Raw genomic sequence first — 22447 nt, 5'->3', positions numbered from 1 at the left:
TGCGGGATGGCCTGGCGGATGACACGGTTCGGAAAGATGGGGGCGCGGGCGGCGGGCCCGATCCTGCTGCGGCGCGAGATGGTGATGTTTTTGCCCGCCATCGCGCTTGCCGGGCTCTGGTTCGGGCTGGAGGCCATGGCGCTGATCGGGGCCACCGCGCTTCTTGTGGGCTGGATGTCACGGCCGCTTGGCACGACCAGCGGCGATGCGGATGGCGCCACCGGCCTGCCCTTGCGCGCGGAAGCCACGCGGATCCTGTCGCGCCGCCTCCGGCAGGCCGCCGCGACCGGGCGCAACACCGCCTGCCTCGTGCTGGGGCTGGACGATGCGCAGACCCTTACCCACAGGCTCGGTCCGGACCGTATGGCCGAGGTGATGCGCCGGATCGCGGACCGCCTGCATGGCGCGCTGCGCGAAGAGGATCGCGTGGCGCGGCTTGACGGTGCCCGCTTTGCGATCCTGCTGTCGCCCACGCCCCGGCTTGATCTTGAGGGGCTGATCCAGCTTTGCGCACGCCTGCAGGCGGCGGCCGAGGCGCCCCTGTCCGTTGCGGTGCAGACGGTCCATGTGGACGTGTATATCGGCTTTTGCCTGATGCATCAGTTGCCCGATGCCGGGGCCGATACCCTGATGGCAGCCGCCGAAACCGCGGCCGAGGAGGCACGGCGCAGCGGCGCGGGCGCGATCCGCGCCTTCAGCCCCGCATCGCATCGGCCGGAACCGGCCCAGGGGGCGGAGGCGCAGGACATCGCCCATGCGCTTGAGGCCGGGCAGGTCGAATGGCTGTTCCAGCCGCAGATCTCGACCGATACCGGCACGGTGTCAGGCTTTGACATCCTCGGCAGCTGGACCGGACCCGAAGGCGCCCCCCTTGCGGGTCCGGAGCTTGCCGCCTTGGTCCGTGTCGCCGGTGCACAGGACCGCCTGTTCGAACGGATGCTGCAAGCCGCCGTTCATGCCCATACCGCCCTTGGCCGCAATGGCGCGCAGGAAGCGGTCTTCTGCCTGCCCGTCGCCGAAACCCTGATGGAGGACCCGAAATTCATCAGCCGCCTGCATTGGGATCTGGACCGCTTTCACATCCCGGCCCCCCACATCCGCCTGGCCCTGCCGATGGAGATTCTCGCGCATGAGCCCGAGGGAATCGTTGCGCGCAACCTTGACGCCTGCGCGGCGCTTGGCTGCGGGCTCGATCTTGCCGGCTTCGGGGACAGTCCGCTTTCGGTGAACCGGCTGCGCCGCCTGGGCGCGCCACGCCTGCGCATCGACCCGTCGCTTGTGCGCGCGGTCGATTGCGATGCCGCGCAACAGCGCCTGATCGCCGCCGTCATCTCTTTGGCCGAAGGCATGGGGCTTGAGACCGTGGCCGGGAATGTCGGAAGCATCGCCGAACATGCCATGCTGTCGCAACTGGGCTGCCGCCATGTGCTGGGCCGCGCCATCGCGCCCCCGATGGCATTGCAGGACTGCTTCGGCTGGCTTGAGCGCCATCACGAGAAACTGAACCACACACCCGAACTGTCGCGCCGCGCCGAGGGGTGATGCCGCGCAGGCCGGCAACCCCGCCGACGGGCCCGCGCCGGACAGGGCGGCGGGACAGGCAGGCTTTGCCCGCCCCGGCCAAAGAAACCGCCCCCTTTCACCGGGGATCGGGGGAAAACCGCTTGACCTTTCGGCCCCCCTTCTGTTGAACCTCCCCCAACCCAGGACAGGTTGGTGGACCCCCCCTCATGGACGATCAGAACAAGAACCTCATCTTTGCGACCGTGCTCTCCTTTCTGGTGATCCTGGTCTGGTACACCTTCTTTGCCCCCCCGGAACCCGTGCCGCCCGCAACCGATCCGGCCAGCGTTTCGCAAACCGCCGAGGCGCCCGCCGCCGCGCCGGAAACCGCCACCACCACGGGTCCGGCGGCGGGCGCGGGTGCGGCCGATGCCTCCGAAATCGCGCAAGCGCCGCGGATCCGGATCGAAACGCCGAACCTGACGGGCTCGCTGTCGCTGCTTGGCGGCCGGATCGACGATCTGTCGCTGAAGAAATACAAGGTCTCTCTGGAGGAGGGGGCGCCGCTGGTGCGCCTGCTTGCCCCGACGGGCAATACCGAACTGAACGCCGACATGCCCTATTACGCGGTCTACGGCTGGGTTCCCGCAGGCGGGCTTGACCCCGCGCTTGTCCCCGGCCCCAGGACGGTCTGGACACAGGCCGCCGGCGGCACGCTGGCGCCCGATGCGCCGGTCACGCTGGAATGGGACAACGGCGCGGGGCTGGTCTTCCGGCGCGAGATTTCGGTCGACAAGGACTACCTGTTCACCGTCACCCAGTCGGTCGAGAATACCGGCGCGGCCGCCGCGCGGCTTGCCCCCTACGGCATCATCGCCCGCCACGGCATCCCCGACACGCAGCGCGTCTATGTCCTGCACGAAGGCGCGGTGCGCATGACGGACGGCAAGCTGCAAGAGGTCGACTACAAGGACATCGCCGATCTCGACACGGTCGAGGGCGAAGGCCAGGCCGACATCCAGAGCGCGGCCGAAAACGGCTGGACCGGCTTTACCGACAAATACTGGATGACCACGCTGGCCCCGGCCCCGGGGCAGGGCTTCACCTCGGCGCTGAAATACGTCACGGGCGCCGACATCTACCAGACCGAGACGCGCCTGCCGGTGATGGAGGTGGCCCCCGGCGCGAACGCACAAGCCACGACCATGCTGTTCGCCGGCGCCAAGGAATGGGAAGCGATCAAGCGTTATCAGGACGATACCGGCATCCAGGGTTTCGTGGATTCGATCGACTGGGGCTGGTTCTATTTCCTGACCAAGCCGATGTTCCGCCTTCTGCACTGGCTGCACGGGGTGATCGGCAACATGGGCTGGGCGATCATCGCGCTGACCTTCGTGATCAAGCTGCTCGTCTTCCCGCTCGCGCGGAAATCCTACATCTCGATGGCGAAGATGAAAGAGCTTCAGCCCGAGATGGAAGCCCTGAAAGAGCGGGCGGGCGACGACCGCGCCAAGATGCAGCAGGAGATGATGTCGCTTTACAAGCGCGAGAAGGTCAACCCTGCCTCGGGATGCCTGCCGATCCTGTTGCAGATCCCGATCTTCTTCTCGCTCTACAAGGTGATCTACGTCACGATCGAGCTGTATCACGCCCCCTGGATCGCGTGGATCAAGGACCTTTCGGCCCCCGATCCGTCCTCGATCCTGAACCTTTTCGGCCTTCTGCCCTTCGCCACGCCCGAGCAGGGGTCAATCTTCTTCATCTTCTCGCTTGGCGTGCTGCCGATCCTTCTGGGCATCTCGATGTGGTTCCAGCAAAAGCTGAACCCCGCGCCCACGGATCAGACCCAGGCGATGATCTTTGCCTGGATGCCCTGGGTCTTCATGTTCATGCTGGGCGGCTTCGCCTCGGGCCTCGTGCTCTACTGGATTGCGAACAACACGATCACCTTCATCCAGCAATATGCGATCATGTCGATGCACGGCAAACGGCCCGACCTGTTCGGCAATATCCGCGCCGGATTCAAGCGCGGCACAAAGGCGGCGGACAAGCCGAAGAAGTGACCGGGCGCCGATCTGCCCGACCCTCACGCCGCGCGCCCCTAACCAGAGGCGCGCGGCGCGCCATTTGAACGCAAGCCCGGAGAGCTTCGATGCAGATGCAATTCACCCTCGCCCCGGAACCGGACGCCCCCACCCGCGAACGCGGCCGGCTGATGTTCGCGGCCCCGGTGGAGTTTCTCAAGGGCGTCGTCGCCATGTCGGGCCTGCCCCCGGCCGACCGGATTGAGGTCTGCTTTGCCGGGCGCTCGAATGTGGGGAAATCCTCGCTCATCAATGCGCTGACCAACCGCAGGAACCTTGCCCGCGCCTCGAACACGCCCGGCCGCACGCAAGAGATCAACTTCTTCACAACCGAAAGCGGCCCCTATCTGGTCGACCTGCCCGGCTATGGCTTTGCCCAGGCGCCGGTCGCGGTGGTGGCGAAATGGCAGAAGCTTCTGAAATCCTACCTGTCGGGGCGCGCCACGCTGCGCCGCGCCTTCGTGCTGATCGACACGCGCCACGGGGTCAAGGACGTGGACGAGGAAATCCTGACGCTTCTGGACCGCTCCGCCGTGACCTTTCAGGTCGTCATGACCAAGGCCGACAAGGTCGGCAAGGCCGACCGCGACAAGGCCGTGGCCCAGGTGATGGGCGCGCTTGCCAAACACCCCGCAGCCTATCCCGAAATCGTCGTGACCTCGTCGGAAAAGGGCGACGGGATCGAGACCCTGCGCGCAATCATCGCCACGCTGGTCTGAACACCGCCTCAGACGTGCTGGCCGGCATTCACCTCAATCTCCGTTCCCGTGACATAGCTTGAGGCATCCGAACACAGGAACCAGATCACATCGGCCACCTCGCGCGGCTGGCCCAGCCGGCGCAGCGGCAGGCCCTCGACGATCTTTTCCGTTCCCGGCGACAGGATAGAGGTTTCGATCTCCCCCGGCGCGATCGCGTTCACGCGCACGCCCAGCGGGCCGAAATCATGCGCCATCTCGCGCGTCAGCGCCTTGAGCGCGGCCTTCGATGTCGCATAGGCCGCCCCGGCGAAAGGGTGCACCCGCGATCCGGCGATCGAGGTGACATTCACGACCGCCCCCTGCGCCGCCGAAAGTTCGTCCTTCAGCCCCCGCGCCAGCACGATCGAAGCGAAGAAATTGACGTGGAACACCTGCCCCCAGGTGCTCAGGTCGGTCTCGAGCGTGTTGAGCCGCCCCCCGCCCGGCGCCTTGGGCGAAATCCCGGCATTGTTCACCAGCGCATGCAGCTTGCCCCCCACGCGGGCGCGGATCTCGTCGATGGCCGCGATCGTGCGGCCGGGATCGCCCAGGTCGATGACGATGTGATCCTCGCGCCCGCCGCCCCAGGGGCATTGCTCGGGGAAGGGCTGGCGCGAGCAGGTCAGGATGCGCCAGCCTTCACGCGCGAATCGCTTTACCGTGGCGTGGCCGATCCCCCGGCTTGCCCCTGTCAGAAGCAGGGTCTTTCGTTCGTCCGCCATCGGGTGCCTCTTTCTCCGGTTTCCCGGCAGGCTAGCCGTTTGCACGGCAGTTGCAATGCCCCACCGGGGCTTGGCAGAGCGCCGGAATGCCCGTAACACTTGCGATCGCATGCCCCGGGGACAGACGATGAGAAAGCAGAACATGAACCGAGACTGGATCGCCACGGCCCGCACCCTGTCAGAGGCGCTGCCCTATCTGCAACGCTATACCGGCGCCGTCGTCGTCGTGAAATTCGGCGGCAACGCCATGGGCGACGAAGAGGCCATGGCCGAATTCGCCCGCGATATCGTGCTGATGCGTCAGGTTGGCATGAACCCGGTGGTGGTGCATGGCGGCGGGCCGATGATCAACGACCTGCTGGGCAAGCTGGGCATCAAGTCCGACTGGGTGCGCGGCAAGCGCGTAACCGACAAACCCACCGTCGAGGTGGTGGAAATGGTCCTCTCGGGTCTGGTGAACAAGCGCATCGTGCAGGCGATCAACGATCAGGGCGGGCGGGCTGTCGGCATCTCGGGCAAGGATGACGACATGATGGTCTGCGAGGCGGACGACCCCGAACTGGGTTTCGTCGGCCGGCCGGTCGAGATGAATGTCCAGGTGATCCGCGATCTCTACAATGCGGGCATCATCCCGGTGATCGCCCCCGTGGCCACCGGCATGGCCGATAACGAAACCTTCAACGTGAACGGCGACACCGCCGCGGGCGCCATCGCCGGCGCGCTCAAGGCGGACCGGCTTTTGCTGCTGACCGATGTGGCGGGCGTCAAGAACAAGGACGGCGAGATCGTCACCCAGATGACCCCCGAGGAGGTTCGCGCGATGATCTCCGATGGCACCATCGCGGGCGGCATGATCCCCAAGACGGAAACCGCCCTGAAGGCGCTGGAAGACGGGGTTCGCGCCGTCGTCATCCTGGATGGCCGGGTCTCCAACGCTTGCCTGCTGGAGCTTTTCACCGATCACGGCGCGGGCAGCCTGATCCGCTCCACCCCGCCGCGCGTGACGCCGCGCACCCCATGACCCCCGACGCGCTTGCGCAGGCGGCCCGCGCCTGTCGGCTTTTCGTGTCGGGCGTGGTCGGCCTGACCGAGGCAGACGGGCTTCCGCTCCGCTTTGGCACGCTCGCGCTCCTGTCGCCCGACGAGCCCGGCTTCTGGCCCCATGTCGAGGCCAGCCCCGAGTTCCGCGACGGCGCGCCCGACCCGCTGGACCGCTGGTCCCGCCGCACGATCGAGGCCCTTGCGGCCGAGGTCGGCGGCATGGCGGTCTTTCCCTTCGGCGGGCCGCCGTGGCACCCGTTCTTCGCCTGGGCGCTGCGTTCGGGACAGGCATGGAAATCCCCGATGCAGCTTCTGGTGCATGACCGCATGGGTCTCATGGCGTCCTATCGCGGCGGGATCGCCCTTCCTGTCCCCGCCCCGCCCGATCCCCCCGCAGCCGCCCCCGCACCCTGCACCGACTGCCCGGCGCCTTGCCTTGCGGCCTGCCCCGCCGGGGCGATCACGGCCGGCCGCTATGATCTCGCGGCCTGCCATGCGTGGCTCGACACGCCGGGCGGCGAAAATTGTCTTAATTCCGGCTGCCTTGCCCGCCGCGCTTGCCCGCTCAGCGCCTCTTATGGCAGGCTGGCCGGGCAATCCGCTTGGCATATGAGGCATTTTCACAGATGACACCCACGGGACACCGCCGACTGATCCTCACGCGCCACGCGAAATCGTCCTGGGACGACCCGCTGATGCAGGACCATGACCGCCCGCTCAACGCGCGCGGCCGCGCGGCCGCCTGCGAGCTGGGCGACTTTCTCGCCTCGCGCGGCCTCGAACCCGAAGAGGTGCTCTGCTCCACCGCCCTGCGCACCCGCGAAACCTGGGCCGGCGTCGCCTCGGCCGTCATCGAGACCCGCCCCGAGGTGCACTATCTCGACAGCCTCTATCACGCCTCCCCCGAGGCCATGCTGGCCGAGATCCGCAAGGCCGGCGCCCCCACCGTCATGCTGATCGGCCACAATCCCGGTATCGCCGAACTGGCCGCGGCACTGCCCGCCCGGCCACCGCTCGGCCCGGATTTCCGCCGCTATCCGACCTGCGCGACACTGATCGTCGATTTCCAGATCGCGGACTGGGCGGATCTACAACCCGGCCAGGGCTCGATGCTCGACTTCTTCACCCCCACCCGGCGCGGATAATGAAAAAGGGGCCTGCCGGCCCCCCCTTCATCTTCGCATAGATATCCCGGGGGTGCGGGGGCAGCGCCCCCGCCTGGCCCGGATCAGTGGCCCAGGATCTGGCTCAGGAACAGCTTGGTGCGCTCCGACTGGGGGTTGTTGAAGAACTCGTAGGGCTCGTTCTGCTCCACGATCTGCCCCTGGTCCATGAAGATCACGCGGTTCGCCACGGCCTGGGCAAAGCCCATCTCGTGGGTCACGCACAGCATCGTCATCCCCTCTTCGGCCAGCTCGATCATCGTGTCGAGCACTTCCTTGATCATCTCGGGATCCAGCGCCGAGGTCGGCTCGTCAAACAGCATGATGCGCGGGCGCATGCACAGGGACCGGGCGATCGCCACCCGCTGCTGCTGGCCGCCCGAAAGCTGGCCGGGATATTTCAGCGCCTGCTCGGGGATCTTCACCTTTTCAAGGAAATGCATCGCGGTTTCCTCGGCTTCCCTCTTGGGCACCTTGCGCACCCAGATCGGCGCCAGCGTGCAGTTCTCGAGGATCGTCAGATGCGGGAACAGGTTGAAGTGCTGAAACACCATCCCCACTTCCGAACGCACCTTGTCGATATTCTTGAGATCCGAGCTGAGCTCGGTCCCGTCGACGATGATCTGGCCCGCCTGATGCTCTTCCAGGCGGTTGATGCACCGGATCAGCGTCGACTTGCCCGAGCCGGACGGGCCGGCGATGACGATCCGCTCGCCCCGGTTCACGGTCAGGTCGATGTCGCGCAGCACATGGAAGGTGCCATACCACTTGTTCATGTTGCTGATCTGGATCGCGACCTCGTCGCTTACCGTCATGTGGCTACGGTCGATGGTTCGGTCGAGTTTCGGTTCCGACATGGCGGACTCCTTATCGATGGTCACGCTTCAGCTTGTTCTCGAGATACATCGAGTACCGCGACATGCTGAAGTTGAAGAGGAAGAAGATGGCGCCGACAAAGATGTAGGGCTCCCAGTAGATGCCCTTCCACGCGAAATCGGCGCGCACGAAGTCGGAAATGCCCTTGAGCGGATCGAACAGGCCCACGAACACCACCAGCGTGGTATCCTTGAACATGCCGATGAAGGTCGACACGATGCCCGGGATCGAGATCTTGAGCGCCTGCGGCAGGATGATCAGCCGCTGCGCCTTCCAGTAATCCAGCCCCAGCGCATCCGCGGCCTCATACTGGCCGCGCGGCAGGGCGGCCAGACCGCCGCGGATGACCTCGGCGATATAGGCGGCGGCGAACAGCGTCACCAGGATCATCACCCGCAGGATGATGTCGAAATTGGTTCCCGGCGGGAGGAAATAGTTCAGCAGAAGGCTGGCCACGAACAAAAGCGTGATCAGGGGCACGCCCCGGATGAACTCGATGAAGCATACGGACAGCGTCTTGATAAGGAACATGTCCGACTGACGCCCAAGCGCCAGCATGATCCCCAAAGGCAACGACATCACGATGCCACCCACCCCCAACGTCACCGCCAGGAGGAAGCCGCCAAATTTCTCGGACGAAACCGGGGTGATCCGGAACGGAAGTACAGATTGTATCATCCCCGACAACGGCCCCGACAGCCACGCCCAGAACAGGATGGTGACCAGGATCCCGCAGATGATGGCCAGGGTGTCGCCCCTTGGCTCGATGACGCGGAACGCGACATATCCGGCCACGGCACCAAGGATGATCATCACTTCCGGCCAGATCGAACCGCCCCACAAAAGCCAGATCGCAAGGAAGGGATAGAACACCGAGAACAGCAGCAACTGGCGCGCGAAGCCCTGGAACAGCACCGGGGCAAGTGCCACGAACAACAGCACGAAAACGAGGATCGGGCGCCAGTAAAGCTCGGGCGGGTAGAAGCCGAACAGATATTGGTGCCAGCGTTCGCGGATCACCGACCAGCAGGCCCCTGTCGCACCCTCGCCCCACCTCTCGGTGATGATCGTGCGGCATTCGGCCAGCGAGTTGGCATTCCACACCGAATGGGCAAACCACGCGAAGTAATGCGAGACCATGGCATAGACGACCAGCACGCCCGCGATGGTCAGGAAAGTGTTCAGCGGCCCCGAGAAAAGGTTCTCGCGCAGCCATTTGATCGCACCGGCCTCGGTTGCGGGCGCGGGCTGTTCGGGCAGCATCGTGTCGCGGACATAAGCGACGGTCTGGGCATGGGTATCGCTCATCTCACCGCTCCTTTAGCTTCACACGGGAATTGTAGATATTCATGCCGCCCGAGATAATCAGCGAGATCGCAAGATAGATCAGCATCATCAGCAGGATCGCCTCAAGCTCTCGTCCGGTCTGGTTCAGCGTGATACCGCCAAGCGTGCCCCGCAGGTCCATGTAGCCGACCGCGATGGCCAGCGAAGAGTTCTTCGTGAGGTTGAGGAACTGCGAGATCAGCGGCGGGATAATCACCCGCAGGGCCTGCGGCAGGATCACGAGGCTCATCGTGCGCCGCGGCCTGAGGCCAAGCGCGAAGGCCGCCTCGGTCTGCCCTTTCGAGATGGCCAGAACCCCGGCGCGGACGATCTCGGCGATGAAGGCGCCGGTGTAAAGCGACAGCGCCAGCCACAGCACCACGAAGGCGTTGGTAACATTCACACCGCCAGCAAAGTTGAATCCCTTGAGTTCGGGAATGCTGACATGAAAGCCAAGCGCAACCAGCACCGCGGCCAACGGTCCCAGCAGCACCAGAAGCGATTGCCACCATGTCACCGGCCTCGCCCCCGTCTTTTCCTGGATCAGGCGGGCGCGGTTCAGAAGCCAGCGGTTGGCAAAAACCGACCCGACGATGACCGCTAGGATCAAAAGTGCGTTCAACGAGATAGGCGCAAGCGCCGTGTCGATTGCCCCCAAGGAACGTGAGAACTCGGCCGACGGGATCGCGGTATAGCGGTTCGTCGGTGCGATCAGACCCAGAAACAGGCTTTCCTGTGCCTCGCCGGTCTCCGCGTTGACGCGGTAGGCGTTGGGCGCGGGCATCGTCTCCGTGAACAGCGCAAGGAACACGAGGATCCACAGCAAGAGCGGCACGTTGCGGAACACCTCGACATAGATCGTCATCAGCCGCGACACGAGCCAGTTGCGCGAAAGCCGCAGCACGCCCACGAAGACCCCGATCACCGTCGCCGCGATGCAGCCCAGAAACGAGATCCACAGCGTGTTGAGCAAGCCCACAAGCAACGCGCGCGCATGCGTGCTGTCATTGGTGTAGGGCACAAGGGTCTGGGCGATATCATAGCCCGCGCGGTTCCACAGGAACCCGAAGTTGAAATCCTTGCCCAGTGCCTGAAGATTGCGGACCGTGTTATCCACCAGCCAGCCTGCGCCGGCCATGAACAACATGAACACAATGACTTGAATGGTCAGTGACCGATACCGCGTATCATAAATCAACTGACTTAGCCGAAAACCCTGTTTCGGCGGCTCCGATACCATCGCCATATTTTATCCCCTGATCCCGGATGCGCCGTCGGCTTTTGCCGTATCTTCGGGACCGCATCGGCCCCTCTCGCGTCCGGGGATACCCCCTGTGGGTGGAATGGGCCGGCGCGCCATTCCCGCGCGCCGGCCCTGTTCAGATCAACGGAACGGCGGTGCGTAAAGCAGGCCGCCTTGGGTCCATTGCGCGTTCAGACCGCGCGCCAGACCGATCGGAGTGGATTCACCAATCGTCGCGGCGAAGATCTCGCCATAGTTGCCGCTGGCCTTGATGGCGTTCTTGGCCCAGTCGTTGCTCAGGCCGATCATCGCACCAAGTTCACCCTCGACACCCAGAAGACGGTTGATTTCGGGGTTGTCGGTGCCCTTGGACAGCTCATCGATATTGGCCGAGGTCACGCCGTATTCCTCGGCGGCGATCAGCGCGTTCAGCGTCCAGCGGACGATATCGCCCCATTCGCTGTCGCCATGGCGCACGGCCGGTCCAAGCGGTTCTTTCGAGATGATCTCGGGAAGAATGATGTGGTTTTCCGGGTCCGCGAAGGCCGCGCGGGTTGCGGCAAGGCCCGAAGCGTCGGTGGTGTAGGCGTCGCAGGCGCCCGCCAGATACTGCTGTTCGCCTTCCGCGTTGGTATCGATCGCGATGGGCTGATAGCTCATGTTGTTCGCCTTGAAGTAATCGGCGAGGTTGAGCTCGGTCGTGGTGCCGGTCTGGATGCAGATCGTGGCGCCATCAAGTTCCTTGGCCGAGGTAACGCCCAGATCCTTGCGGACCATGAAGCCCTGGCCGTCATAGTAGTTCACACCCACGAAATCGAGCTTGAGGTCGGTATCGCGCGAGAAGGTCCAGGTAGAGTTGCGCGACAGCACGTCGATCTCGCCCGAGGACAGCGCGGTAAAGCGCGTCTGGCCCGTGGTCGGGACATATTTGACCTTGGCCGGGTCACCAAGGACCGCCGCCGCGACCGCCTTGCAGACGGCAACGTCAAAACCCGACCAGTTACCGTTGGCATCGGGCGCGGCAAAACCGACAAGGCCGGTGTTCACACCGCAGTTCAGCTCGCCCCGTGCCTTGACATCGTCAAGCGTCGCGGCCGATGCGATCCCTGCGGCAAGACCGACAGCGGTCAGCGTGCCAAAGAATACGGATTTCGTCATGTTTACCTCTTCCTGAGTTGCTGCCCTGTGCAGGGCAGTTCTTAACGGCTTTCAAGCCTGTTAGCGTTTTGAGGTTCATCCCCAGTGGGCGAAGTGTGGGACGGCGCGGGGATTGCGTCAAGGGGCCAGTGGCTTGACGCAAGGTTCACGCCCGCCCGCGAACGGAAACTGTTCCCGCGGCGCCTTTGGGGTAACTTTGTTAGGCAGCCGCATGCAGCAGCGACCAGAACCGCGCGGCATTGCCAAGCGCGGCCTTCTTGATCGCGGCGTGTCCGGCGGCCTCTTCGTCCTCGCCCCATTGCTCGATCTGCCAGTCCTCGTCGATTCGAGACAACGCCCAGGCGGCATCGGCGCTCAGCCGGCCGCGCGCCACCGCCAGCCCCAGAACAAGCGAACCGGTCATCGCCACAAGATCGTGAAGCGCCGCCAGATCGAATTCATCCAGAGCATGAACCGCCGCCGAAAGCGCGGCCCGCGCCTTAGCGGGCTGCTCGACCGGGATCACGCCCGCCGTCACCCGCAGGGGCGCCTCAAGTGCCGTCCCGGCCCAGTCGAGCCACGGATCCCAGGCCGCCGCCTGCCGCGCCACAAGCTCTTCGGGGGCCTCGGCGCGGTAGCACAGCAGGTCGGTGCCGCCGTAATCGGCGATCATCTGCGCCACCTCGGCCCTTTGCGCGCGCACCTTGTCGATGGCGGCATTCGCCGCGCGCGTCAGCGGCATGCTGACCGGATCGACCTTCCCGGTCTGCGCATCCCATTCGGCCGCGATCGCCAGGGCAAGGGCGCGGGTCGGCACGGCCAGCGGCGCCTTGGCCGGGGTCCTGACCGGACGCCCGTCCAGCACGACGGAAAAGCCCGCGTCGATTTCGGCCACATCGGCCTTCGTCCAGAAACGTTTGGCAGTCCAGCCGCTCATGCGTGCCCCCCAAGGAAAGCGTCGACCGCGGCATCGAGCGCCGCAAAATCCGTGGCGATGATGGCCGCCCCCGCCGCGCGCAGATCGGCTACCGGATGATAGCCCCAGGCCACCCCGACCGAGGCGATGCCTGCCGCCGCCGCCATCTCGATATCATAGCTCGTATCGCCGATCATGAGGGCTTCGGCGGGCCGGCTGCCGGTTTCGGCGATCGCCTCAAGCAGCATCGAGGGATGCGGCTTCGAGGGGTGATCGTCGGCGACCTGCATGGTGACGAAGATCCCTTCGAGCCCGTGATGCACGATCAGCGCATTCAGGCCCCGGCGCGATTTTCCGGTTGCCACCCCCAGCAGAAGATCGTCCCGCGCGGCCAGCCGCATCAGGCAGTCCCGCGCACCGGGATAAAGCGGCGCAGGGCTTGCGGCGCGGTGGGTGAAATAACTGGCCTTGTAGCCTTCGACGATGGCGGCATGGGTCGCGGCCTCGTGTCCGGGCGCAAGGCGCGCCACGGCAACCGGAAGCGACAGCCCCACGATGGACAACGTCTCCGCGCGCGAGGGGGCGGGCAGGCCCACCGCCTCGAAGCCAAGCGCCATGGCGTGCTGGATCTGCGTCTGGCTGTCCGAGATGGTGCCATCCACATCGAAGACGACAAGCTTCATCACGCGTCCTCGAACGGATCGGCGGGCACGTCGGCCTCGTTCCAGCCAAGCGTCTTCCAGGTGCGCTTCATATGATCGGGCAAGGGGGCGGTGACGGTGATTCGCCGCCGGGTGATCGGATGGTCGAAGCTGATCTGGCGGGCATGCAGGTGCAGCTTGCGGCTGATCTCTCCGCCCAGTTGCGCACCCCAGCCATCGCCCAGGTTTTCCTGGCTGCTGCCGCCATATTTGCCATCCCCCGCAATCGGGTGACCAAGCTCGGCCATATGGGCGCGCAGCTGATGCGTGCGCCCGGTGATCGGCACCAGCGCCATCCATGCCGCGCGCGAGCCAAGCGCGTCCAGCACGGCGTAATCGGTGGTGGCGCGCTTGGCCTCGGGGTGGTCGTTCATCTTGGCGGGATGGATGCAGATCATCTTCTCGCCCTCGCCCCCGCGGCCATGGCCCGGCGCCTTCATCAGCCCAAAGCGCACGGTGCCCATCCTGGGGCTGGGCACGCCGGCGACGGCCGCCCAATAGATCTTGCGCGTGGTCTTTTGCCGGAACGCCTCGGACAGGTGGCGCGCGATACGGTCCGTGCGCGCGATCAGCAGCACGCCCGACGTATCCTTGTCCAGCCGGTGCACCATCTTCGGCCGATCCTTGTAGCCGAATTTCAGCGCATCGAGCAGCCCGTCGACATGCCGGTCCCCCTGCCCCGAGCCGCCCTGGCTGGGCAATCCGGGGGGCTTGTTCAGCGCGATGATATGCTCGTCCTTCCAAAGCACGCAGCCCTGGATCATCTTTTCATCGGCGGCAGAGATGGAGATCCGCGCGCGCCGTTCGGCGCTGCGCGGCAGGGCAACCTCGGGCAGGGGCGGCACGCGCACCTCCTGGCCCGGCGCCACGCGGGTATTGGCCTTGACCCGGCCACCATCGACGCGCAACTGCCCGGTGCGGCACATCTTTTCCACGGCCCCCTGGGTGACCTGCGGAAAGCGGCGCTTCAGCCAGCGGTCAAGGCGCTGCTCGCCCTCGGCCTCGGTCACTTTCAGGATCTGCACAGCACTCATGCGAACCACCCCCGCGCCAGCATCATGCCGGCAAAAAGCGCGGCCAGCGACAGCAGCACCGACCCCGCGACATAGACGAACGCCGCCGTTCCCTGCCCGCGTTCCCACAGGCTGATCGCGTCAAGCGAGAAGGCCGAGAAGGTGGTGAATCCCCCCAGCACTCCCGTCATCAGGAAGGGCGCGAAGCGCGTGCCGGACTTCTGCGCCAGAACCACCACCAGAGCCCCCATCAGCGCCGAGCCCGCGATATTCACCACCATCGTGGCATAGGGAAATCCATGGCCAAGCAGGCGCGGCATCGCCACGTTAACAAGATACCGCGCGGATGCGCCCAATGCGCCGCCAAGCGCCACGCCAAGAAGGGTCTGGATCATCCGGCTTCCTTTGCGCGCCACGGGGGCAAAGTCAACCGCCGCGCTTCTCCCGCAGGCGCGCGAACCATTCGAGGCGCTTTTTCAACTCGCGCTCAAAGCCGCGCTCGACAGGCTGGTAAAGGACCGGGCGGCGCATCGTTTCGGGAAAGTAGTTCTGGCCCGAAAACCCGTCCTCGGCATCGTGGTCATAGGCATAGCCCGCGCCATAGCCCTGCTCGGACATGAGCCTGGTGGGCGCGTTCAGGATGTGCTTGGGCGGGGGTTCGGACCCGGTGCGGCGCGCCTCGGCGCGGGCCGCCTTGTAGGCCACATATCCCGCATTCGACTTGGGCGCGAGCGCGAGGTAGATCACCGCCTGCGCAAGCGCCAGTTCCCCTTCCGGGCTGCCAAGGCGTTCATAGGTTTCCCATGCGTGCAGGCACTGGGTCTGCGCCTGCGGATCGGCCAACCCGATATCCTCGACCGCCATGCGCACCAGCCGCCGCGCAAGATAGCGCGGATCCTCGCCCCCTTCGAGCATGCGCGCATACCAGTAAAGCGCCGCATCCGGGTCAGAGCCGCGCACCGATTTGTGCAGCGCCGAGATCAGGTTGTAATGCTCGTCCCCCGACTTGTCGTATTTCGCCGCGCGGCGCATCAGCCGCTGGCCAAGCGCCTCGGTATCGAGGGGCTCGGCCACCTTCCACGCCATCACCTGCTCGATCAGGTTCAGAAGCGCGCGGCCATCGCCATCTGCCATTTCCAGCAGCGCCTCGCGTGCCGGCGCCCTGAGCGGCAGGGGGCGGTCCAGCACCTTCTCGGCGCGCTGCGCAAGGCGTTCCAGATCCGCAAGGTCCAGCCGCTCCAGCACGATGACCTGCGCACGGCTGAGAAGGGCGGCGTTCAGCTCGAAACTCGGATTCTCGGTCGTGGCGCCGACAAGAAGGATGGTGCCATCCTCCATATGCGGCAGGAAACTGTCCTGCTGGGCCTTGTTGAAGCGGTGGATCTCGTCCACGAACAGCAGGGTACCCCGCCCTTGGGTTTGGCGCAGTTTTGCCGCCTCGAACACCTTGCGCAGCTCGGGAACGCCGGTGAAGATCGCCGAGATCTGGATGAAGGCGCGATCGGTGCCATCCGCCAGAAGCCGCGCGATCGTGGTCTTGCCCACGCCCGGCGGCCCCCACAGGATCAGCGACGACAGAGACCCCGCCGTCAGCATCGCGCCAAGCGGCCCATCAGGGCCAAGCACATGGGCCTGCCCGATCACATCGGACAGGCGCTGCGGGCGTATCCGGTCGGCCAGCGGGCGCGGGGCCTCGGGCCGGGCAGAAGAGGGCGACATGTCGAACAGGTCCGTCATACCCCTTCCTAGCGCCACCGAAGCGACCGGGAAAGCCCCGGCCGCACCGGCATCAGTGCATCTTGGTCGCCATGTTGATGTTGACGCAGACGCTGCGCGAGCCGCCGAAATCCATCACCGGCCCTGCCGCCACGCAATCCAGCCCCACCCGCCGCGCCAGGCGGGGCGAATGTTCGGGGATCAGCCCCAGCACCATGCTGGCCCCGAAACTGCGCGCCGAGATCACCATCTCGTGGATCAGTTGCATCTGCACCCGCAGCCGCAGATTGGCCGGCACGCTGTGCGACACGAACACGCGCGAGCTTTCCCAGATATGGGGGGCAACCGGCGCATCGTCGAACAGCAGGTCCGACGGGATCGAGGACAACAGCCCCCGCTGCGCGTCGCGGATCATGTAGGAATAGATCCCGCAGCGATGCGTCGTCGGCGTCAGGCGCACACCGGCCAGAACCTCACCATGTTCGTGCACCGCCACCCAGCGACTGGCCGGCGTGTCGTATTGGTCGAACTCCATCCCGTCGGCCTCGGGCAGGTCCCACTTGTTTTGCTGAATGAACGTGCGATGCCTGGCGCGAAACATATTCGCGAAAAGCTCGCCATAGTTGTGCATGTTGGTGTAAGAGAGCGTAGTGACTTCCATGGTAGTGCCTCCTTCCGGGGTTGAGAAACCGTTCAGACGAGGCGCCACACAGCTTAAAGCATGCGGTATTCCCGAGCCTTTCGCACCGCTTCGGAGGTGGTGCGCGCTTCGAGGCGGATTCGTGCGGACTTCAGTCGAGCCTTGAAAGCACTTTCAGATATTCCGAGTTTGGCGGCGGCAGCAGTGTGACGATCCCCGTTCGCAATACATTGCAACGCCTCGATCTGCGCTGTGGTCAGCTCTGACGGCGGTTTCGCCGCGATGTGCAGGCGTGCGGTAATATCTGTCAGTTGTTCCATCTCGGCGTCGCTGAATTCTCGATCCGAGCGCGCGATACCGACGATTGATCGCGAGGTCATCGGCCCGTAGGAACAAACCGCCCCGTAATTCATCCCGTGGCTTGCGGCCTGTTTCATTACCTTGAACGGATCGGGCATCGGGATCGCGCTCCAGCGGGTGGCACCAGCAACGCCGATCCCCCAGAACACCACCGGATCACGCAGATAATAAGCGTTGTCGTTATATTGCTTGAGCCATGCCGCCGGATAGGTGCTTTCGAACAGGAGCGGCGTGGCGAAGCGGATATGAAGACCCGCCGAATAGCCGCAGGGGGCCATCGCGTCCAACTCTGCCAAAAGTGCACTGATCTCTTTGCTCAACGTCATGATATTTATAGACAGGCTGCTGCGAAGGCAGTCAACCGGCAATTGTGTCTCAGGTCGACGCCACCGGGTTTCCGGTGGCGTCTGTATGTCATACCTCAGTGCAGGTTCTGCGAGAAGTCCATCGACACGACCTGGTTGTCGATCCCGTCGATGTTCATCACGGGCCCCATCGCCGTCATGTGAACGCCGACCCGCCCCGCCCAACGCGGCCAGTTCGCATTCAGCAGCGTCAGGCACGAGGTCGCGCCAAGGCGGCGCGCCGCGTTGCCCAGCTCCATAACCAGCTTGGCGTGCACCTTGCGCCGCATCGCGGCCGGCACGTCATGCGCCACGAACAGGCGCGAGCTTTCCCAGACCGTTTCGGCCACCGGCGCCTCTTCATAAAGCAGGTGCGAGGGGATCGTCTCCAGCAAGCCGCGCTGTGCATCGCGGATCATGTAGGTGTAGATGCCGCATTTGGTCGTGGTCGGAGTCAGGCGGTTGCCGGCCAGAACACGGCCAAGTTCGTCATGCACGACAACCCAGCGGCTGGCGGGCGTGTCATACTGGTCGTATTCCATGCCCAGGGCCTCGGGAAGGTTCCATTTGTTGTGCACGATAAACAGCTCGCGCCGAGCGCGAAGCATGTTCGCGAACAGCTCCCCGTGGTTGTGGATGTTGTCAAAAGCAAGGGTAGTAGTCTGCATGTCAGCCTCCTGCAGGGTTGGTAGTAAAGTCAATCCTTGCGGAGGGCAGCCATAGCCTCAGAGCAAACGGTAATCCTTGGCGCGCTGGATCGCCTCTGCCGTGGTGCGCGCCATCAACCTGTCCCTTGCGGAAATCAGGCGTGCCTTCAGCGCACTTTCAGAGATACCCAGCTTCGCCGCCGCTGCTGCATGCCGATCGCCCCCCGCGATACACTTCAGCGCCTCGACCTGTGCTTTGGTCAGTTCCGTGGGGGGTTCTGTCATGTCGTGCAATTCGTAAACCAACGCCCGCAGCCTGGCGATCTCGTTGTCGGTGAAGTTCCTGTCGCCGCGCGAAAAGCTGGCAATCGTCCGAGATTTGATCGGACCACAGGAAATCGTGACGCCGAACTTCAGGCCAAACTTCGCCGCTTCACGAAAAAGATGAAACGGGTCTGGCAGACGCGGGTCATCCCAACGGATCGCACCGGTAGAGCTGAAGCCCCACGCGGTCATCGGATCACGAAGCACGAACCCGTTTTCCGTGTAATGATCCAACCAGGCCTTGTCATAGGTCTGGAAGGTCATCAGCGGTGAAGTGAAACGGATGTGCAGCCCAATAAAGAACCCCAGAGGGGCCAAAGGCCCCAATTCTTTAAGCTTCAGATCGATTCTGCTTTGAATGGACATATCTTTTTAGACAAGTTGCTGTTGTCGGCGTCAACTTTATTTTAATAAGTTTTATGGGCAGTTAGACGCAGCCAAGCCGCTTTCGTCCCTTCCTCTATCTCCAGAAAATCAGCCTGTCCGCGCCGCATCACGCCGCAGGACACCCACCTGAGCCACCTTAACATATGGGGTCGCAAAACCTCCGGAAAACCAGGCCTTCCCTTACGTCAGACATAGGAAAACCCCGCCGGTCAGCGGGGTTTTCGGTCGCTCCAGGGATCTGCCGGATCAATCTTCGGCGGATTCCGCCTCGAGGCGGGCCTTGTCGGCGGCGCCTTTGGCGGCCGGGTCACGCTCGACGAATTCGATAATGGCCATCGGGGCCATGTCGCCGTAACGGAAGCCCGCTTTCAGAACGCGGGTATAACCGCCGTTGCGGTCCTTGTAGCGCGGACCGAGGATCTCGAAAAGCTTCGCGACATCCTTGTCCTGCTTGAGCTGGGCGGCCGCCTGACGGCGGGCATGCAGATCGCCGCGCTTGGCAAGGGTGATCAGCTTTTCGATGATCGGGCGCAGTTCCTTGGCCTTGGGCAGGGTGGTCTTGATCTGCTCGTGCTCGATCAGCGAGCCGGCCATGTTGGAAAACAGCGCCTTGCGGTGCTCATGGGTGCGGTTGAGGCGGCGGTAGCCACGGGCGTGACGCATGGGAATCTCCTATCGTGCGTTATACTTTGTGTTGCAGGTCTGCGTTGGACCCGCGTCGTTGGGGCATCATTGCCCAAGGTTCCCCGGCAATCCGGGCATTTTCCGGGGGCCGTCTAGCCGACCGCCCCCGTCCTTGTCAATCAGAACTGGTCTTCGAAGCGCTTGGCCAGATCCTCGATGTTCTCCGGCGGCCAGTCTTCGACTTCCATCCCGAGATGCAGGCCCATGCCCGAGAGCACTTCCTTGATCTCGTTCAGCGACTTGCGGCCAAAGTTCGGGGTGCGCAGCATCTCGGCTTCGGTCTTCTGGATCAGGTCGCCGATATAGACGATGTTGTCGTTCTTCAGGCAGTTCGCCGAGCGGACCGAAAGCTCCAGTTCGTCGACCTTCTTCAGAAGCAGCGGGTTGAATTCCAGCCCTTCGTCGGCCTCGCCCTTGGTCGCCGATTCCGGCTCTTCGAAGTTGACGAAGATCGACAGCTGGTCCTGCAGGATGCGCGCGGCGAAGGCCACGGCGTCCTCGGGGCTCAGCGAGCCGTCGGTTTCCACCTTCATCGTCAGCTTGTCATAGTCCAGCACCTGGCCCTCGCGGGTGGGCTGCACCTCATAGGCCACCTTCTTGACCGGCGAATAGATCGCGTCGATCGGGATCAGGCCTATCGGCGCATCCTCGGGGCGGTTCTTGTCGGCGGCGACATAGCCCTTGCCGGTGTTGACGGTCAGTTCGCAGAAGAAATCGGCGCCCTCGTCGAGGTGGCAGATCACATGGTCCTTGTTCAGAACCTCGATCCCGTTGGTTTCGGAAATATCGCCGGCGGTCACGATCCCCGGCCCCTTCGCCGAGATCGTCAGGCGCTTCGGCCCTTCCACTTCCATCTTCAGCGCGACGCCCTTCAGGTTCAGCACAATGTCGGTGACGTCTTCACGCACACCGGCCACGCTGGAAAACTCGTGCAGGACGTTGTCGATCTGCACCGAGGTGATGGCCGCGCCTTGCAGCGAGGACATCAGCACGCGGCGCAGCGCGTTGCCGAGCGTCAGGCCGAAGCCGCGCTCGAGCGGTTCGGCCATCACCGTCGCCTGACGCTGCGGGTCCGAACCCGGCTTCACGTCAAGCTGCGTCGGCTTGATAAGCTCTGCCCAATTCTTGTGGATCATGCGTTCGCCTCCATTCCTGTCCCAAGCCCATGTCCGTAAGCCGGGGACGCCCGAGGTTAAATGCGAAAAGACCCCGGGCCGCGCGGCGATCGCGCGGCCCGGGGGCAGAAAAGTTGCGTCAGACGCGACGGCGCTTCGGCGGACGACAGCCGTTATGCGCGATCGGCGTCACGTCGCGGATCGAAGTGATGTTCAGACCCACCGCGGCCAAGGCGCGCAGCGCGCTTTCACGGCCCGAACCGGGGCCTTGCACTTCGACCTCGACGGTCTTCATGCCATGCTCTTGCGCCTTGCGGGCCGCATCCTCGGCAGCCATCTGGGCCGCGTAGGGCGTCGACTTGCGCGAGCCCTTGAACCCCATCGTCCCCGACGAGGACCACGAGATCGCGTTGCCCTGAACGTCCGAGATCAGGATCTTGGTGTTGTTGAAGGACGAGTTCACATGAACGACGCCAGCGGCGATGTTCTTGCGCTCCTTGCGCTTCACGCGGGTCTTGTCACGAGCCATATCTCAACCCTCCCCTTACTTCTTCTTGCCGGCGATCGGCTTCGCCGGGCCCTTGCGGGTGCGGGCGTTGGTGTGGGTGCGCTGACCGCGCACGGGCAGGTTGCGACGATGGCGCAGGCCGCGATAGCAGCCAAGGTCCATCAGGCGCTTGATGTTGATCTGCGTTTCGCGGCGCAGGTCGCCCTCGACGGTGTAGTTCGCGTCGATATGTTCGCGGATCGCGAGCACTTCGGCATCCGAAAGCTCGTTCACGCGACGGGTGCGGTCGATGCCCACGGCTTCGCAGATCTGTTCCGCGACATGGGATCCGATCCCGGTGATGTAGGTCAAGGCGATGGGGACGCGTTTCCCCGTCGGGATGTTGACGCCAGCAATACGTGCCACGCGTATGTTCCTTTTCGTTGCGGTTCCGTAACCCCAGAACCTTTTTTCACAACAGAAGGCCCGAAAGCAGTGCTTCGGGCCGCTCATCGTTCCGGCGGGTGGGAAAACCCGGTCTCCGCAACGATTCTCTTCCGAGACGACGTGACCTAGAGGGATTTTCCCGGAAGGTCAAGCGCCGCCCGAGGCTTATCCGCCCGCCCCGTCCAGGATGGCCGAAATCCCGTCCCCGACCGCGTCGATCGCCGCCAGCCCGTCGACCGTGCGCAGCTTGCCAAGCGCATAGTAATAGCCGATCAGCGGCGAGGTCTTCTTGTAATATTCCATCAGACGCTGGCGCAGGCTGTCTTCGTTGTCATCCGCCCGGCGCCGCAGATCGGTCGAGCCGCAAACGTCGCAGACCCCCGGCCTGGCCGTGGGCTTCGTTGCGTCGTGATAGACCTCTCCGCAATTTCCGCAGGTGAAGCGGCCGGTGATCCGCGCGACAAGCGCCGCGTCATCCACCCGCATCTCGATCACCGCATCAAGGGCCTGGCCCGTGCGCGCCAGCAGATCGCCAAGCGCATCGGCCTGCGGCAGGGTGCGCGGGAAGCCGTCGAAGATGAAGCCGGCGCCCGCCGCACCGGCGATCTTTTCCTCGATCAGGCCGATCACGATCTCATCGGTGACCAGCTCTCCGCGGCTCATGACATCGGAAACCTTCCTGCCCATCTCGGTGCCCGAGGCCATCGCCTCGCGCAGCATGTCGCCGGTGGACAGCTGGACCATGCCCCGCCCTTCCACCAGCCGGCGCGCCTGCGTTCCCTTGCCCGCGCCGGGCGGTCCCAGAAGGATGATGTTCGTCATGAGCCTGCG

General features: G+C 64.4%; 25 protein-coding genes. 6 read left to right on the top strand and 19 right to left on the bottom strand.

The window, feature by feature from the left end; all coding sequences use genetic code 11:
• The first annotated feature begins 6 nt into the window (after positions 1-6).
• The 3 genes from AC4PTO_RS01735 to yihA all read left to right on the top strand — a co-directional run bounded on the left by AC4PTO_RS01735 (position 7) and on the right by yihA (position 4306).
• Entirely contained in the window at positions 7-1542 is a 1536-nt protein-coding gene (locus tag AC4PTO_RS01735; RefSeq protein WP_492731305.1) for an EAL domain-containing protein, read from the top strand.
• Between the two features lie 188 nt (positions 1543-1730).
• Positions 1731-3566 carry a membrane protein insertase YidC gene (gene yidC / locus AC4PTO_RS01730; RefSeq protein WP_492731303.1) on the top strand — a complete coding sequence of 612 codons (1836 nt, stop codon included), beginning with the start codon at positions 1731-1733 and terminating at the stop codon, positions 3564-3566.
• 89 nt (positions 3567-3655) lie between these two features.
• Positions 3656-4306 (top strand): ribosome biogenesis GTP-binding protein YihA/YsxC, encoded by a 651-nt coding sequence (gene yihA / locus AC4PTO_RS01725; protein ID WP_492731302.1) that lies wholly within the window; start codon positions 3656-3658, stop codon positions 4304-4306.
• Positions 4307-4314: 8 nt separating this feature from the next.
• Here yihA and AC4PTO_RS01720 read toward each other — a convergent pair whose 3' ends face one another.
• Positions 4315-5049, bottom strand: a complete 735-nt coding sequence (locus tag AC4PTO_RS01720) for an SDR family NAD(P)-dependent oxidoreductase (RefSeq protein WP_492731301.1) — start codon at positions 5047-5049, stop codon at positions 4315-4317.
• A gap of 142 nt (positions 5050-5191) precedes the next feature.
• On the opposite strand from AC4PTO_RS01720, the gene argB reads away from it, so the two are divergent.
• The 3 genes from argB to AC4PTO_RS01705 are packed head-to-tail and all read left to right on the top strand — an operon-like array spanning position 5192 to position 7235.
• Positions 5192-6070, top strand: a complete 879-nt coding sequence (gene argB, locus AC4PTO_RS01715; RefSeq protein WP_492733495.1) for an acetylglutamate kinase — start codon at positions 5192-5194, stop codon at positions 6068-6070.
• Positions 6067-6720, top strand: coding sequence for a ferredoxin (locus tag AC4PTO_RS01710; protein ID WP_492731300.1), 654 nt, complete (start codon positions 6067-6069; stop codon positions 6718-6720). The genes argB and AC4PTO_RS01710 overlap by 4 nt, the downstream gene beginning before the upstream one ends.
• A complete protein-coding gene (locus AC4PTO_RS01705; RefSeq protein WP_492731298.1) occupies positions 6717-7235 on the top strand; it encodes a SixA phosphatase family protein in 519 nt (172 codons plus the stop codon). Before AC4PTO_RS01710 ends, AC4PTO_RS01705 begins: the two co-directional genes overlap by 4 nt.
• A gap of 83 nt (positions 7236-7318) precedes the next feature.
• Here AC4PTO_RS01705 and AC4PTO_RS01700 read toward each other — a convergent pair whose 3' ends face one another.
• The 18 genes from AC4PTO_RS01700 to AC4PTO_RS01615 form a co-directional block, all read right to left on the bottom strand.
• Complete coding sequence (locus AC4PTO_RS01700; RefSeq protein ID WP_492731296.1) at positions 7319-8110, bottom strand: amino acid ABC transporter ATP-binding protein; 792 nt, start codon at positions 8108-8110, stop codon at positions 7319-7321.
• 10 nt (positions 8111-8120) lie between these two features.
• Entirely contained in the window at positions 8121-9437 is a 1317-nt protein-coding gene (locus AC4PTO_RS01695; protein WP_492731294.1) for an amino acid ABC transporter permease, read from the bottom strand.
• A gap of 1 nt (position 9438) precedes the next feature.
• On the bottom strand, positions 9439-10701 hold the full coding sequence (locus AC4PTO_RS01690) for an amino acid ABC transporter permease (RefSeq protein ID WP_492731293.1): 1263 nt from the start codon (positions 10699-10701) through the stop codon (positions 9439-9441).
• 138 nt (positions 10702-10839) lie between these two features.
• Complete coding sequence (locus AC4PTO_RS01685; RefSeq protein ID WP_492731291.1) at positions 10840-11856, bottom strand: amino acid ABC transporter substrate-binding protein; 1017 nt, start codon at positions 11854-11856, stop codon at positions 10840-10842.
• 199 nt (positions 11857-12055) lie between these two features.
• The gene (locus AC4PTO_RS01680; protein WP_492731289.1) at positions 12056-12772 is read right to left on the bottom strand and encodes an ATP12 family chaperone protein; all 717 of its coding nucleotides are present in this window, start codon (positions 12770-12772) and stop codon (positions 12056-12058) included.
• Positions 12769-13434, bottom strand: a complete 666-nt coding sequence (locus AC4PTO_RS01675; protein ID WP_492731287.1) for an HAD-IA family hydrolase — start codon at positions 13432-13434, stop codon at positions 12769-12771. Before AC4PTO_RS01675 ends, AC4PTO_RS01680 begins: the two co-directional genes overlap by 4 nt.
• Positions 13434-14486 carry an RluA family pseudouridine synthase gene (locus tag AC4PTO_RS01670; RefSeq protein WP_492731285.1) on the bottom strand — a complete coding sequence of 351 codons (1053 nt, stop codon included), beginning with the start codon at positions 14484-14486 and terminating at the stop codon, positions 13434-13436. The genes AC4PTO_RS01675 and AC4PTO_RS01670 overlap by 1 nt, the downstream gene beginning before the upstream one ends.
• Positions 14483-14860, bottom strand: a complete 378-nt coding sequence (gene crcB, locus AC4PTO_RS01665) for a fluoride efflux transporter CrcB (RefSeq protein ID WP_492731283.1) — start codon at positions 14858-14860, stop codon at positions 14483-14485. Before crcB ends, AC4PTO_RS01670 begins: the two co-directional genes overlap by 4 nt.
• Positions 14861-14891: 31 nt before the next feature.
• Positions 14892-16202 carry a replication-associated recombination protein A gene (locus tag AC4PTO_RS01660; RefSeq protein WP_492731281.1) on the bottom strand — a complete coding sequence of 437 codons (1311 nt, stop codon included), beginning with the start codon at positions 16200-16202 and terminating at the stop codon, positions 14892-14894.
• A gap of 52 nt (positions 16203-16254) precedes the next feature.
• Entirely contained in the window at positions 16255-16842 is a 588-nt protein-coding gene (locus AC4PTO_RS01655) for an acyl-homoserine-lactone synthase (protein WP_492731279.1), read from the bottom strand.
• Between the two features lie 53 nt (positions 16843-16895).
• Positions 16896-17507, bottom strand: a complete 612-nt coding sequence (locus tag AC4PTO_RS01650) for a helix-turn-helix transcriptional regulator (RefSeq protein ID WP_492731277.1) — start codon at positions 17505-17507, stop codon at positions 16896-16898.
• Between the two features lie 95 nt (positions 17508-17602).
• Positions 17603-18193, bottom strand: coding sequence for an acyl-homoserine-lactone synthase (locus AC4PTO_RS01645; protein ID WP_492731275.1), 591 nt, complete (start codon positions 18191-18193; stop codon positions 17603-17605).
• 57 nt (positions 18194-18250) lie between these two features.
• Positions 18251-18862 (bottom strand): helix-turn-helix transcriptional regulator, encoded by a 612-nt coding sequence (locus tag AC4PTO_RS01640; RefSeq protein WP_492731273.1) that lies wholly within the window; start codon positions 18860-18862, stop codon positions 18251-18253.
• 267 nt (positions 18863-19129) lie between these two features.
• Positions 19130-19546, bottom strand: a complete 417-nt coding sequence (gene rplQ / locus AC4PTO_RS01635) for a 50S ribosomal protein L17 (protein WP_492731271.1) — start codon at positions 19544-19546, stop codon at positions 19130-19132.
• 140 nt (positions 19547-19686) lie between these two features.
• A complete protein-coding gene (locus AC4PTO_RS01630; protein ID WP_492731269.1) occupies positions 19687-20703 on the bottom strand; it encodes a DNA-directed RNA polymerase subunit alpha in 1017 nt (338 codons plus the stop codon).
• 118 nt (positions 20704-20821) lie between these two features.
• The gene (rpsK, locus tag AC4PTO_RS01625) at positions 20822-21211 is read right to left on the bottom strand and encodes a 30S ribosomal protein S11 (RefSeq protein WP_492731267.1); all 390 of its coding nucleotides are present in this window, start codon (positions 21209-21211) and stop codon (positions 20822-20824) included.
• A 15-nt stretch (positions 21212-21226) separates the two neighbouring features.
• Positions 21227-21595 (bottom strand): 30S ribosomal protein S13, encoded by a 369-nt coding sequence (rpsM, locus tag AC4PTO_RS01620; protein WP_492731265.1) that lies wholly within the window; start codon positions 21593-21595, stop codon positions 21227-21229.
• 186 nt (positions 21596-21781) lie between these two features.
• Positions 21782-22438, bottom strand: a complete 657-nt coding sequence (locus AC4PTO_RS01615) for an adenylate kinase (RefSeq protein WP_492731263.1) — start codon at positions 22436-22438, stop codon at positions 21782-21784.
• Between the last annotated feature and the right edge of the window lie 9 nt (positions 22439-22447).

This window comes from Rhodobacter maritimus (genome assembly GCF_058747975.1).
The sequence above is the reverse complement of the archived record's forward strand: the minus strand, read 5'-3'. Positions and strand labels throughout refer to the sequence as shown.